Source organism: Provencibacterium massiliense (genome assembly GCF_900169495.1).
GTDB lineage: Bacteria > Bacillota > Clostridia > Oscillospirales > Ruminococcaceae > Harryflintia > Harryflintia acetispora.
On record NZ_FWCH01000012.1, the window covers coordinates 1262358 to 1276135 of the forward strand.

The following is a 13778-nucleotide window of genomic DNA, read 5'->3' on the forward strand; positions in this document are numbered from 1 at the left end:
TATAACACATTTTCGGGAAAAGCACAAATACCGCTATTTCGCGGCCGCCTCACGCTCGGCCTCGGCGAAAATGGGATCGAAAAAGCTCTGGGTGGTGACCCCGTACGGGCGGTTATAGCGCCCGAGCTCGCGCAGGCTCTCGGGCTCGCCGCGGGTGACGGTGTTGACCCGCTCGGCCACCCCCATGGTCATCGTGAAGCCCAGCTCGTCGAGCACCGCCCTGGCGTCCTCATCCAGGAAGCCGAAGGGATAGGCAAAGACGGTGGGCGTCTTGCCGGTGGCCATCTCGAGCAGCTGCTGGTTGGTCCCGATATCCTCCCGCAGCGCCTTCTGATAGTCCGCCTTGCTCTCCCCCGCCTTACGGCGCACGCCCGCGCGGGGGCTGGATTCCTCGTGCATGTCGTAGGTGTGGTTGGCGATCTCGAACACCCCGCTCTCGGACATCTGGCGCAGCTCATCCCAGGTGGCGTGGGCGTAGTTCACGTTGTCGTCGTCGATCTCGGAATAGTATTCGCTGTGGATCCCGATCACCGCGAGGATCCCCTTCATCCCGTACTTCTTGAGCGCCGGGTAGGCGTAGACGAAGCTGCTCTTATACCCGTCGTCGAAGGTGATTAAGATCGGACGCTCGGGCAGCTCGCCCTCTCCGGCGACATAGGCTTGCAGCTCGGCCGCCGAGACGGGCGTATAGCCGCGCTCCTGGATGTAGCGCAAATCCTCGTCGAGCTGCTTGGGCGAGATGACATAGTCCCCCAGCATATCGGATTGGTTTAACACATGGTGGTACATCACCGCGGGCAGCCGCACACTTTCGGGCTTTGCGGCCACCATCTTAATCCCGCCCGGCACCGCCAGGAAGAGTATGAGCGCGGCGAGCAGCGAGCAGCCGCCAATCAGCAGCCATTTTGGTATGCGTAACATGGAATCCCCCCGCTTTCAATAACCATTGCTACAGTTTATGCCCATTTTCCCGCAAACATGCTTCCCGGCAGGGCGGGCCCGGCGTTTGACAGAAGAGGGGGCGGGGAGTAAAATAAACAGCATGATTCGATCCCATTTTGTGTCTGCCGGGCGGCCCGGCAAGAAATGGAGGCTGGCATGAGGAACCTTGAAATCTTCGACTCCACCCTGCGCGACGGGGCGCAGGCGCGCAACATCTCGTTCACGGTGGAGGATAAGCTCAATATCGTGCGCGCGCTCGACGCGCTGGGGGTGCGCTACATCGAGGCAGGCAACCCCACCTCCAACCCCAAGGACCTGGAATTTTTCACGCGCGCCGCGCTTCTGCACCTGCAAAACGCCGAGCTGGTGGCCTTCGGCTCGACGCGGCATCGGGAGCGCACGCCGCAGGACGACCCGCTGCTGCAGCGGCTCCTGGGCGCCGGGACCGGCACGGTGGCCATCTTCGGCAAGAGCTCCGAGCTGCATGCGCGCGAGGTGCTGGGCGTCAGCCTGGAGGAAAACCTGCACATGATCGAGGAGACGGTGCGCTACTGCGTGCAGAACGGCAAGCAGATCATCTTTGACGGCGAGCACTTCTTCGACGGCTACAAGCAAAACCCCGACTACGCCATGCGCACCCTGCAAGCGGCGGCTTCGGCCGGGGCCATGCGGCTGGTGCTCTGCGACACCAACGGCGGCTGCTTCCCGGACGAGATCGCCGAGATCACCGGCAAGGCGGTTGCCCGCTTTGGCGGGGTGGTGGGGATCCACTGCCACGACGACATGGGCTGCGCCGTGGCCGGCAGCCTGATGGCGGTCGGGGCGGGCGCTGTGCAGGTGCAGGGCACCTTCATCGGCTTCGGCGAGCGCTGCGGCAACGCCAACCTTTCCGCCGTCATCCCCAGCCTGCAATTAAAGCGGGGGTACGCCTGCATCCCCGAGGGGCAGCTCTGCGAGCTGACCGCCACCGCCCGCTATGTCGCCGAGGTGGCCAACATCGTCCTGCCCTCCCAGCTGCCCTATGTCGGGGCCAGCGCCTTCGCCCACAAGGGCGGCATGCACATCGACGGGGTGACAAAACTTCGCTCTTCGTTCGAGCATGTCGACCCCGCGTCGGTGGGCAATGAGCGGGACCTGCTGCTCTCCGAAATGTCGGGGCGCACCTCGCTGCTGCATAAGATCCGCGCCTTCGCGCCCGGGCTGCGCAAGGACAGCGCGCAGGTCGCGCAGCTGATGGATATCCTCAAGGGGCTGGAGTTCGAGGGGTACCAGTTCGAGTCGGCCTCCGCCAGCTTCGAGCTGGTGGTGCTGCGGCACCTGGAGCTCTTTTCGTCCCCCTACAGGGTCGAGCTTTTCAGGATCGTGGGCGAACAGGCCGATAAGCAGGAAAGCAAGCTCTCCTCGGCCATCGTCAAGGTGCAAGTCGGCGAGCGCAGCGAAATCACCGCCGCCGAGGGCCAGGGCCCGGTCAACGCCCTGGATAAGGCGCTGCGCAAGGCGCTCGAGGTCTTTTACCCCGAAATCCGGGACATCCGGCTGGTGGACTACAAGGTGCGGGTGATGGAGCCGCAGCGCGCCACCGCCGCCAAGGTACGGGTCTTCATCGAGACCACCGACGGGGCCGCCTCCTGGACCACGGTGGGGGTCTCGACCGACATCATCAACGCCAGCTTCAAGGCGCTGACCGATTCGATGGACTACAAGCTCTACCGCTCCGCGAAGGGGCTGTAGCAGACGGGCCGCCGGCAAATGCCGGCGGCCCGTTTATACTATGTTTGTCTTTTCCGTCAGGAATTGCCTTGAAACACCTTGAGCACCGGGGCGCTCACCGTCGCCCAGCCGCCGTTATAAGTCGGGCGTTGGTAACTGCCGGTGGTCCACACGGATTTATCGAAACCGGCGGGCAGGGAGGCCAGGGACGACAGTCCCGCCGCGCCCGGGCTGCTGGGATTGTGCCCCTGCCCATTGCTAAAGTCCCCCACCGCATAGGCGGGACAGCCGGCTGTCCCGGCCAGCCAGTAGTTGCCCGAGGACTGGATCGTGCCGGCTCCCCAGCCAGACCCCGTCCACATGGAAAGGCTTCCCACCAGGCTGCCCAGGCCATACTGTTGGTTGGCATAATAAAACTGATAATCGGCGGCTGTGTAGCAACCGGTGATGACAGGCGGGACACCTCCTGTCTCTGTCAACGCAATGCCCATCAGGCCGCCCATAAAGGGGGCGTTGTAGGCGCGGGTATTGCTCAGGGAACCTGCGAAATAACAGTTATCCAGTCTGTTTCTATAGGTCCCCTTGCCGATCAGCCCTCCACAGACAGAATTATATGCATCGGTGCGTACCGATGCGAGCGCAAAGCATTCACTGATCTGCGTCGCATTGGCTTCCGCGGCAAAAGCCCCCGCGCTACTTGTTCCTACGATGGAGGAGCTCCCGGCGATCCCCAGAGCGCGGATGGTCGCGCCGTCGGTGCTCCCGAAGAGCCCCGCCTTTCCGGAGGTTGCAACCTGGAGGTTGTTGATCACATGGCCGCCCCCGTCGTATACCCCGCTAAAGGTCCCGATGGGCGTCCAGCTCCCGGACAGGCTGATGTCCTCTGTCTGCAAAAAGCAGGCGGAGGGGTGTGCGCCGAGGTGGGCGAGCTGCCGCCCGTCCGTGACCCGGTAGGGGGAGGACGCCGTGCCCTTTCCGGCATAGTACGCCCCCGCCGTCCCCGCCGGGCAGCCGCAGGTCGGCGCGGTGGTAAAAACTTTCGTTGCCGACGTCTCCCGGTCGAACGCCTCCCGTCCCGGCATGACGTGGGCCGTCACGCTGAGCGTCCAGGTGCTCGGGCCGCTCAGGTTGTGGCGCAGCGGCAAATGCACCGTCCCGGCCGAGGCGATGGTCACCTCGGCCGTCACCTCGGGGCTGCCCGCCGCGTTCCCGCCCGCATAGAGCGCGAAGGTATAACGGCTGGTGCGCGCCGAGGGGGTGAAGGGGATGTCCACGCCGTAGTCGCAGCTGTAGCCGCCCTGCACCTCCACCGTCACGCCGCTGGCTGCCGCAGAGAGCCCCGACAAAAGGCAGAGGGAAGCCGCCGCCAGAGCGAAAAATTTCTTTGTCATGCTGACTGCTCCTTTCCCGGAAGCGGGCGCCAAAAAGACCACTAGTATAGCCAGCTTGGGGCCGTCCATTCCGGGGAAGTGAAGCGAAAATCAACGGTTTTGCTTGTAAAAGGTGGAAAAACAGGATATAATTAGGGTAAGAATAGAAATCCTTGGAAGAAGTGCCGGAGCATGGCGCGAACAAGGGCAAAGAAATGACCGTTAGCTGGCTATGCTAACGGTCATTTTCAGCTTTTATGCAGATAGGGCTCAGACGCTGAGCTCGACCTTGCCGCCCAGGCAGTCCGGGTTGGCTTTTAAGATGGGCTCGACCTTTTCACAGAGGAAGCGCTCGACCTGCTCGGGCGCGCGGCCCACAAAGTTTTCGGGCACCAGAACCTCCAGGATTTCCTCGCGCCGCAGCCCGAACGCCTCGTCGGCGCAGATGCGCTCGATCAGGTCGTTCTCTCCCCCTTCTTCCTTGACCACCTTGGCCGCGGCCAGGGCATGCTTGCGGATCCGCTCGTGGAGCTCCTGCCGGTCCCCGCCCTTCTTGACCGCGTGCATCATGATGTTCTCGCTGGCCATGAAGGGCAGCTCGCGCATCACCCGCTGGCGGATCACCTTGGGGTAGACCACCAGCCCGTCGCAGACGTTCAAAAGGATCCCTAAAATCGCATCCACCCCGAGGAAGGCCTGCGCCACCGCGATCCGCTTGTTGGCCGAGTCGTCGAGGGTGCGCTCGAACCACTGGGTCCCGGCGGTGAAGGCGGGATTCAACACCTCGACCATCACGTAGCGCGCCAGGGCGGTGATCCGCTCGCAGCGCATGGGATTGCGCTTATAGGGCATGGCGGACGAGCCGATCTGATTCTTCTCGAACGGCTCCTCCATCTCCTTGAAGTTGGCCAGAATCCGCAGGTCGTTTGAAAACTTCATCGCGCTCTGGGCGATCCCGGAAAGGGTGCTGCAAATGCCGTAGTCCACCTTGCGCGAATAGGTCTGGCCCGAGACGGCGACCGAGGACCGAAAGCCCATCTCTTCGCAGATAAAGCGGTCGAGCGCGTCGATCTTTTCCCCGTCCCCGTCGAAGAGCTCCATAAAGCTCGCCTGGGTGCCGGTGGTGCCCTTCACCCCGCGCAGCTCGAGGCGCGAGAGGCGGTACTCGAGCTCATCCAGGTCGTAGAGCAGCTCATTCAGCCACAGCGTCGCCCGCTTGCCGACGGTGGTCAGCTGTGCGGGCTGCAGGTGGGTATAGGCCAGGGCGGGCAGGTCCTTATATTCGCGTGCGAAGTTCGAGAGCAGCCCGATCACCCCGATGAGTTTTTTACGCACCAGCTTCATCGCCTCGCGCATGATGATCACATCGGTGTTGTCCCCGACATAGCAGCTGGTGGCGCCCAGGTGGATGATCCCCTTGGCCCCCGGGCACTGCACGCCGTAGGCATAGACGTGGCTCATCACGTCGTGGCGGCACTCCTTCTCCCGCTGGCGCGCCACGTCGTAGTTGATGTCCTCGGCATGGGCCTCGAGCTCGGCGATCTGGCTATCCGAAATCGGCAGCCCCAGCTTCTGCTCGCCCTTGGCCAGCGCGATCCAGAGCCTGCGCCAGGTTTTGAATTTCATATCGGCCGAGAAGAGGTACTGCATCTCGTCGCTCGCGTACCGGGTGGAAAACGGGCTTTCATATTTCTGCTGCATGGTGGTCCCTCCGTAATAGTTTGACAGTCCTTGGATGGTTTTATCATATCATAAGGGAGAGAAAAAGGAAATCTCCTTTTTGGCCTTCTATCCGAAAAACCGGGCCTGCCGCAAAAGCGGCAGGCCCGGTTCGGCCTTATACGATACTAGTCGGCCAGCAGCCGCTCGGCAGCTGCGAGCTTCAGGCACAGGGTGAAGAGCCTGGCCGCGACCTCGAGCTCCCGCAGCTCGGGATAGGTCGGCGCAAGGCGGATGTTTTGGTCCTGCGGGTCCTTCCCATAGGGGAAGGCCGCCCCGGCCCCGGTGAGGACCACCCCGGCCTCCTTGCAGAGCTGTACCGTGCGCTTGGCGCAGCCGGGCAGGGTGTCCACCGAGATGAAATACCCGCCCGCCGGGTCGGTCCAGCTGGCGATGCCAAGGCCCCCGAGCTCTTCCCGGAGGATGCCGAGCACCAGCTCGAACTTCGGGCGGATGACGGCCGCGTGTCGCTTCATGTGCTGCAGCACCCCGTCCTTATCCTTAAAGAAGCGCACATGCTGCAGCTGGTTCACCTTGTCGAAGCAGATGACCTGCACCGACATCTGCTTCTTGATCAACTCGATATTCCGTTCGCTCGCCGCCATGGCGCAGATCCCGCCGCCCGAGAAGGAAACCTTGGAGGTCGAGCAGAACTCGAACACCATGTCCTCGCTGCCGTACTCCTTGCAGGCCTCGAAGAGGTTATAAAGCTTCGGAGCGCGCTCGGGATAGAGGTCGTGCACCACATACGCGTTGTCCCAGAAGATGCGGAAGTCGTCCGCCGCAGGGCGAAGGGCTGCGAAACGCCGCACCACCGCGTCGGAGTAGACGATCCCGCCGGGATTCGAGTACTTCGGCACGCACCAGATCCCCTTGACGGACGGGTCGCTGTTCACATACTGCTCGACGAGGTCCATGTCCGGGCCGTTTTCGTCCATCGGGATGCCCACCATCTCGATCCCCAACTGCTCGGTGATGGCGAAGTGCCTATCATACCCCGGCACCGGGCAGAGGAATTTGAGCTTGCCCTGCCTGATCCAAGGCTCCTTGCCGCCGTACACCCCCAGCAGCAGGGCGCGCACCACGGTGTCGTACATCATGTTGAGGCTGGAGGTCCCGCCGATGATGATCATCCCGGGCTCCACCTCCAGAATATCGGCGAAAATCTTCTTTGCCTCGGGCAGGCCGTCCATCATGCCGTAGTTGCGGGTATCCACCCCGCCGCTGACCATCCCGCTGCCCTTATGTAAAATGTCGAGCATCCCCATCGTCAGGTCGAGCTGCTCGGGCGAGGGCTTCCCCCGCGACATATCCAATTTCAGGTTCTGTGCCTTGTAGCCCTCATACTGGGCTTTGAGATCCTCACACAGGCCGAGGAGCTGCTCCTTAGAAAGGCTTTGATACTGTTCCATCTGCGATTCCTCCTAAAAATAGTCCTACCAACCCTAGATCTCCATATCCAATCATCCGTGCCGGCACAACCACATGCCGGCTCTATCGTCTCGCGTCTGCGTTATTGTCTAGCGTATCTGCCGGTAAATCTCCTCGAGCGGCACCCCGTTTTTGATCGCCGCCTCGCGCGCGCTCTCATACTCGGGGTACACCTTGCTGATCGCCCCGTAGGTGCAGCGCTTGACCTTAATTTCACCGTACTTCGTCTCAAGCGTTCCGGCCTCACGGCGCATACAGGTCCTTTTAACAGTGTATTCCCGCAGCCCGATGGTGGTGCTGTGCAAAAAGATGGTCTCGACCACACGCTCCTTGAGCTCTTTTTTGCACAGTACGGTGAGCAGGCTCGCCGGACGGTTCTTTTTCATAAAGATGGGGGTGAAGTGCGCGTCGGCCACCCCGAGCTCAAAGAGGCGCTCCATCAAAAAGGAGAGCTGCTCGGGGGTGCTGTCGTCGATTGCCGTCTCCAGCACCTCGATGGTCTCATCCCCTCCGGCCTCCCGCACCAGCATGGCCCGCAGGACGTTGGCATGGGGGAAGTCCTTCTTGCCGCCGCCGTAGCCGACGCGCAGCACTGTCAGGCCCTCGGGGATCTTGTATTCGTCCGCCAGCGCCGCGACGGCCGCCCCGGTGGGGGTCACCATCTCGCCCTCGGCGTCGGTGATCACAAGGGGGATCCCGCAGCGACGGGCGATCTCGAGCGTCGCCGGGGCGGGGACGGGCATCTTCCCATGCTGGCACCAGACGTAGCCGGTGCCCTCGCTAAGCGGGGAGCAGATGATCCGATCGATCCCAAGGTCGTCCAGGCAATAGGCCACCGACAGGATGTCGATGATCGAGTCGATCGCCCCGACCTCGTGGAAGTGCACCTCATCAATCGGCAGCCCGTGCACCTGCGCCTCGGCCTCGGCCACAAAGCCGAACATCTTTTTCGCCAGCTCCTTAGCCCTTTCGCTCAGGGTGCTCGCGTCGATGATCGCCGTCACATCCGAAAGTCCCCGGTGGACATGCGGGTGGTGATGGTGATGGTCATGCTCGTGCGGATGGTCATGGGAATGCTCATGGTCATGCTCATGCCCATGATCATGGGCATGAGCATGGGCATTGCCGTCCTCCTCGAGGTGGACGTCGAAGTCGCAGCAGCGTATTCCGCATTTTTCCTTCTGCGAGATATGTACATGATAGCCGTCCACCGGCAGGGCATGGAGCATTTTTTGCAGCCCCTCGGCGTTCGCCCCCAAATCCAACAGGGCCGCCGCGCTCATGTCCCCGCTGATCCCGGACAGGCATTCCAGATACAGGGTCGCCATCAGCCTTCCTCCTTCTTTTCCAAGGTTTCATCCATGCTCCCGCTGCGAAAGCCCCGCAGATCGAAGGTCACGTAGCGAAAGCCCATATCGGTCAGCGTGCGCAGGATTTCCTCCCGCCTGACGAAAAAGCGGATCATATTTCCGATGGGGATCTCGATCCGAGCGAGCTCCCCATGTTTTCGCACCCGCACCACCGGATACCCGATGGATTTCATGTATTCTTCGGCCCGCTCGACCATCTGAAGCCCTTCCTTTGTCAGGGTGGCCCCGTACTCGAAGCGGGTGGCGAGGCAGGGGGAGGAGGGCTTCTGCGAAACCGCAAGCCCCGCCTCCTTCGCCAGCGCGCGCACCTCGTTTTTACTAAGACTACATTCCATCAGCGGGCTGTGGACCCCGAGCTCGCGCAGGGCGCACAGCCCCGGGCGGTACTCCTTTAAGTCGTCCGCGTTGGTCCCGTCGCAGAGCAGGGCGATCCCCTTTTCGTTTGCGAACGCCTGCAGCTTCTCGAAGAGCAGCCGCTTGCAGCGGTAGCACCGGTCGGGCGGGTTCTGCTCAATTCCCGCCTCGGCGAGCTCGTCGATTTTGATCGCCTCGAACTGCGCCCCCAGCTCCCGCGCCAGCCGTCCGGCCTCTTCGCAGTCCCCCGCCGGGTGCAGGGCGGTATCGAAATAGACCGCCCAGACCGGGAAGCGGCCGGCTGTAGCCGCCTGGCAGGCGGCGGCAAGAAGCAGGGCGCTGTCCACGCCGCCCGAAAAGGCGACGCACAGGCCCTGCTCCACCCCCTCATAAGAGGAAATCAGCGCGGTCAGTCTCTGCATGCCCGGCATGGCCTAAAACTCCGCGCTGCCGGTGGTGCGCGGGAAGGGGATCACGTCGCGGATGTTCGGAATCGCGGTCATGTACATGATCAGCCGCTCGAACCCGAGCCCGAAGCCCGCGTGCTTGGCCCCGCCGTAGCGGCGCAGGTCGAGGTACCAGGAGTAGTCCTCCTCGCGCAGCCCGAGCTCCTTCATCCTCGAAAGCAGCACGTCCAATCTCTCCTCGCGCTGGCTGCCGCCCACGATCTCGCCGACGCCCGGCACCAGGCAGTCCATCGCCGCCACGGTCTTGTTGTCATCGTTGAGGCGCATGTAAAACGCCTTGATCTCCTTGGGGTAGTCGGTGACGAAGACCGGCTTTTCAAAAATCTTCTCGGTTAGGTAGCGCTCATGCTCGGTCTGCAGGTCACACCCCCAGTAGACGGGGTACTCGAACTCGTCCTTGTGCGGGATGAGCAGCTCGATCGCCTCGGTGTAGGTGACCCGCCCGAAGTCGGAGGAAATGATGTGCTGCAGGCGCTGCAGGAGGGTCTTGTCGTAGAAGTCGTTAAAGAACCTGATCTCGTCCGGGCAGTGGTCGAGCACATAGCCCATCACCGATTTGATCATGTCCTCGGCCAGGCGCATGTCGTCCGAAAGGTCCGCGAAGGCGATCTCCGGCTCGATCATCCAGAACTCGGCCGCATGGCGCGGGGTGTTCGAGCGCTCGGCCCGGAAGGTCGGCCCGAAGGTATAGACGTTCGAGAAGGCCAGCGCCATGCACTCGGCCTCGAGCTGGCCGGACACCGTTAGGCTGGTGGGCTTCTCGAAGAAATCCTCCTTGTAGTTGACGCCGCCGTCCTCGTTTGTGGGAGGGTTTAGCGGGTCGAGGGTGGTCACCCGGAACATGTCCCCCGCGCCCTCGCAGTCGCTGCCGGTGATCAGGGGGGTGTGCGCGTAGACGAAGCCGCGGTCGTTAAAGAACTTGTGGATGGCGTAGGCCGCGACCGAGCGCACCCGGAAGACGGCGTTAAAGGTGTTGGTACGCGGGCGCAGATGGGCGATCGAACGCAGATACTCCAGCGAATGGCGCTTTTTCTGCAGCGGATAATCCGGCGCGGAGGCCCCCTCCACCGTGATTTTTGCAGCATGGATCTCGAAGGGCTGCTTGGCGTTCGGGGTGAGCACCACGCTGCCGCAGACCGAAACGGCGCTTCCAACGTTGAGTTTACACACCTCTTTGAAGTTTTCGAGCTTGCTCTCCTCGAACACGATTTGCAAGTTCTGGAATGTCGTTCCGTCATTCAGCTCGATAAAGCCGAGCGCCTTGGAATCCCGGATGGTCTTGACCCAGCCGCAGACCGTGACCTCGCTGTCGATGTAGTCGGTAACACTGGTGGCAAGGCTCCTGATTTCTGTCCTCTGCATGCAGAATGCACCCTTCCATACGAATTCTTCCGCCCCGTTTGGACGGTCTTAAAACCTCAGATATGAATTTATTATAAACCATATCCTGCAAGAACACAACACCAAATCCGGCAATTGCTCCCATAACAGTCATTATTGCCCTATCCTTCCCCCTTTAACCGCACGCCTTTATACAAAGCTCATAAACCCTGAGGCTGGGCGGCTTTTGCAGGCCGGCAAAAAAAGGCCTTTGCCGGAATCGGCAAAGGCCCTTTCATTTTTACAAATGACCGCAAGATAAGGTTTCCTGTTGGCAAAATTTAATTCCGTTTTGAAGGACGGGCGAATAAACCCCCCGCCTTTTTCTAAAACTATCCTAATTATATCCTCTTCTGGCGATTTTTGCAAGGGAATATGCCTCCTTCCCCCTGCCTCCCGGCCCTCATATGACCGCTGGCAACCTTATCTTGCGGTCTATTATGAGGGAGGGAAAACGGCATTGAAACTACGAATATCGGCGCTGCTCCTGGCGGCGGCAGTCCTGCTGCCGGCCGTCCCGGCGGATGCCGCCGGGACGGGGATCACGGTAGCGGTGCAAGATGGCTACCAGTGTGATTACGGGGTAGACATCCCCTTTACCCCCTCGCCCCGTACGGACAGCTACACCTTCGCGCTCTACGAGGGCAACAGTACGTCGGAAAGCCCCGAGGTGAGCGCCGAGGTGACAGTCCCCTCGGCCGGGACGGTGCACCTGCCGCTGCGCTACGACGTGAGCGGCCCGAGCACCTGGACGCTCAGCGTGACGGCGCATGTCCGGCCGGGGCGGGAAGCGTTCGACCGGGAATCAACGGCCACGAAAGTTTTTACCACCGCGCCAACCTGCGGGTGCCCGGCGGGGACGGCGGGGGCCTTCTACGCCGGGGACGGGAGCGAAAGGAGCCCCTACCGGGTCGGGACGCCCTGGCAGCTGCAGCACCTGAACCATACCCGGCATCTCGCGGCGGGCCAGCATTTCCGCCAGACGGCCGACCTCGACTTTTCCTCCTACGGCAACTGGACGCCCATCGGGGACACCTCAGTCGGCTTCGTTGGCGGCTATGATGGGGACGGATATGTGATCTCAAATTTGTCCAGCATTCAAAACGGCCTCGATTTCGGGGGCCTGTTTGGCCAAGTGGGGACTGCCAAAATTGTACGGGTGGGGATCGAAAACTCCCGGTTCGCAGAAAACAAAACGGCGTCTCTGATCTGCCTGGGCGCCCTAGTGGGACAGGTGAACGGCAGCAGCACCGTCGAGCAGTGCTATGCTAAAAACTGTACCATTTCCGTGCCCAGTGTGCCGAATCTGGCCAGGATCGGGGGCCTGATCGGGCAAAACATCGGAACCGTCTCCGACTGCTACATTGTGGGTTCCTCCGTCACGGGCAGCGGCAGTATTTCGGACGTATTCGGCGGAGGCCTGGTCGGCTGCAACTGGGGCGATGAAGCCGCCCCGCCGAAGGTCCTGAGAAGCTTCGCCTTGTCCACTTCCGTTTCCCGTTGTACGTCCGTTGCCTCGGGGGTGTTCTGCGGCGCCACCGTCGTCGGGACGGTCGACGCCTCCTGCTTCTGGACGCCGACGGCCGGATTGGGCGTCGGAACCGGGGTGGTCGAGCCCACCACCGGAGCGGTCTTTTCCGCCACCCAGCTCATGAGCGAGGCCGATTTCGGGAACCAATCCAATTTTACCGCCAAGGGGTGGGATTTCAGCGCGGCCTGGCGGATGGACCCCACCCTCGGCTATCCCGTCCTGCGCGCCTTCGACCACTGATACTTCCATCATCAAAAGGGACCCGCTCTCCGTCAAAACGGAGAGCGGGTCCCGGGATAAAGCTTTTCCCGTGGCGCGCGATACGCCAAACCGGCCGGCGCTTAGGCCTAGCTTTCCCGCGATGCCTGAAACTCTGTTTCGCCGCGAACGATCGTCATAAAAACGGACAGGTCGTCCTCCAGCAGCACCAAGTCTGCGTCGTAACCGGCAGCGATCATGCCCTTGCGCCCGCCGGCGCCGATAGCGCGCGCGGGCGTCGAGGTGCACATTCGCAATGCGTCCTCCAGCGGTATTCCTACCTTTTTCACAAGGTTTCGGAGCGCCCTGTCCATCGTCAGCGTGCTGCCGGCCAAGGAATCCCCCAGGGTAGCCACGCCATTTTTGACCGTCACTTCGCCTTCGTTTAAACAGTAGGTTCCGTCCGGCATGGTCGCCGCGGGGATGGAGTCGGTGCAAACATAGCAGTTCTGCGGCCCCTTCACCCGATGGATCAGCTTGATCAGGATCGGGTCGATGTGCACCAGGTCGGCGATGAATTCTGTGCAGACGCGCTCGTCCGTCAGCGCTTCTCCCAAAACACCGGGAGCCCGGTGATGCAGCGGCGGCATCCCGTTGCAGGTATGGGTCGTGGAACGGACTCCCCGTTCCACCGCCTCCATCATCTGCCCGGCCGTGGGGGCGCAGTGGCCCGCAGATACCATCACGCCGTCGCCGGCCAGGCGCTCGATCAATGTCAGCGCTCCGGGGAGCTCGGGGGCGATGGTAATGCGCTTCACCAGGCTGCCATACTCCCCCACCATATCCTGATAATCTGACAGGGAGGGTGTGCGGAGCATCCCGGCCGGGTTCGCTCCGCGGTTGGGCGCGCTGAGATAGGGCCCCTCCAGATACGCCCCCAGCACGCCGGCCCCCTCCGGCTCCCGGACGAAGGCAAGAACCCCCTCGAGATACCGCCTAATGTCCGCGTTGCAGGCGCACCCCGCTCCGGGGCAAAAGGATGTGACGCCATGGCGCGGATACAGCCGCGCCGCTTTTTTCAGCCCCTCCGGGCTCATGACGCTGTATCCCCCGATCCCGTGAGTGTGGAGGTCGATCATACCCGGGGCCAGGATCCGGCCCCCGCAGTCCACATCGCCCTCCTTGTGCCCGGCACCCAGCCCCTGGATGACGCCATTCTCCAGGCAAAGAGAGGTCTCCTTCACAAAGCTTGTCCCGTCGAAAATCCTCGCGTTGAACAACACCTTTTTGTTTGATGCCACGCCGC

General features: G+C 62.1%; 11 protein-coding genes. 2 read left to right on the forward strand and 9 right to left on the reverse strand.

Annotated features, from left to right (window positions below; genetic code table 11):
• Positions 1–33 precede the first annotated feature (33 nt).
• A complete protein-coding gene (locus B5477_RS11120) occupies positions 34–921 on the reverse strand; it encodes a polysaccharide deacetylase family protein (RefSeq protein WP_079699760.1) in 888 nt (295 codons plus the stop codon).
• Between the two features lie 177 nt (positions 922–1098).
• On the opposite strand from B5477_RS11120, the gene cimA reads away from it, so the two are divergent.
• Positions 1099–2673, forward strand: coding sequence for a citramalate synthase (gene cimA / locus B5477_RS11125; protein ID WP_079699761.1), 1575 nt, complete (start codon positions 1099–1101; stop codon positions 2671–2673).
• 56 nt (positions 2674–2729) lie between these two features.
• Here cimA and B5477_RS11130 read toward each other — a convergent pair whose 3' ends face one another.
• The 7 genes from B5477_RS11130 to B5477_RS14930 form a co-directional block, all read right to left on the reverse strand.
• Positions 2730–4043 carry a hypothetical protein gene (locus B5477_RS11130; RefSeq protein ID WP_079699762.1) on the reverse strand — a complete coding sequence of 438 codons (1314 nt, stop codon included), beginning with the start codon at positions 4041–4043 and terminating at the stop codon, positions 2730–2732.
• 249 nt (positions 4044–4292) lie between these two features.
• Positions 4293–5723 carry an adenylosuccinate lyase gene (purB, locus tag B5477_RS11135; protein ID WP_079699763.1) on the reverse strand — a complete coding sequence of 477 codons (1431 nt, stop codon included), beginning with the start codon at positions 5721–5723 and terminating at the stop codon, positions 4293–4295.
• A 146-nt stretch (positions 5724–5869) separates the two neighbouring features.
• The gene (locus B5477_RS11140; protein ID WP_079699764.1) at positions 5870–7153 is read right to left on the reverse strand and encodes an aspartate aminotransferase type Ic; all 1284 of its coding nucleotides are present in this window, start codon (positions 7151–7153) and stop codon (positions 5870–5872) included.
• Positions 7154–7261: 108 nt separating this feature from the next.
• Positions 7262–8500, reverse strand: coding sequence for a nickel pincer cofactor biosynthesis protein LarC (larC, locus tag B5477_RS11145; RefSeq protein ID WP_079699765.1), 1239 nt, complete (start codon positions 8498–8500; stop codon positions 7262–7264).
• Positions 8500–9318, reverse strand: coding sequence for an ATP-dependent sacrificial sulfur transferase LarE (gene larE, locus B5477_RS11150; protein WP_079700471.1), 819 nt, complete (start codon positions 9316–9318; stop codon positions 8500–8502). The genes larC and larE overlap by 1 nt, the downstream gene beginning before the upstream one ends.
• Positions 9319–9330: 12 nt before the next feature.
• Positions 9331–10725: an asparagine--tRNA ligase gene (asnS, locus tag B5477_RS11155; protein WP_079699766.1), complete on the reverse strand. Its 1395-nt coding sequence runs from the start codon at positions 10723–10725 to the stop codon at positions 9331–9333.
• 168 nt (positions 10726–10893) lie between these two features.
• Entirely contained in the window at positions 10894–11112 is a 219-nt protein-coding gene (locus B5477_RS14930; protein ID WP_143533592.1) for a hypothetical protein, read from the reverse strand.
• A gap of 91 nt (positions 11113–11203) precedes the next feature.
• Here B5477_RS14930 and B5477_RS11160 point away from each other — a divergent pair, with 91 nt between their 5' ends.
• Positions 11204–12514 carry a hypothetical protein gene (locus B5477_RS11160; protein WP_079699767.1) on the forward strand — a complete coding sequence of 437 codons (1311 nt, stop codon included), beginning with the start codon at positions 11204–11206 and terminating at the stop codon, positions 12512–12514.
• Positions 12515–12621: 107 nt separating this feature from the next.
• Here B5477_RS11160 and nagA read toward each other — a convergent pair whose 3' ends face one another.
• On the reverse strand, positions 12622–13773 hold the full coding sequence (nagA, locus tag B5477_RS11165) for an N-acetylglucosamine-6-phosphate deacetylase (protein WP_079699768.1): 1152 nt from the start codon (positions 13771–13773) through the stop codon (positions 12622–12624).
• Between the last annotated feature and the right edge of the window lie 5 nt (positions 13774–13778).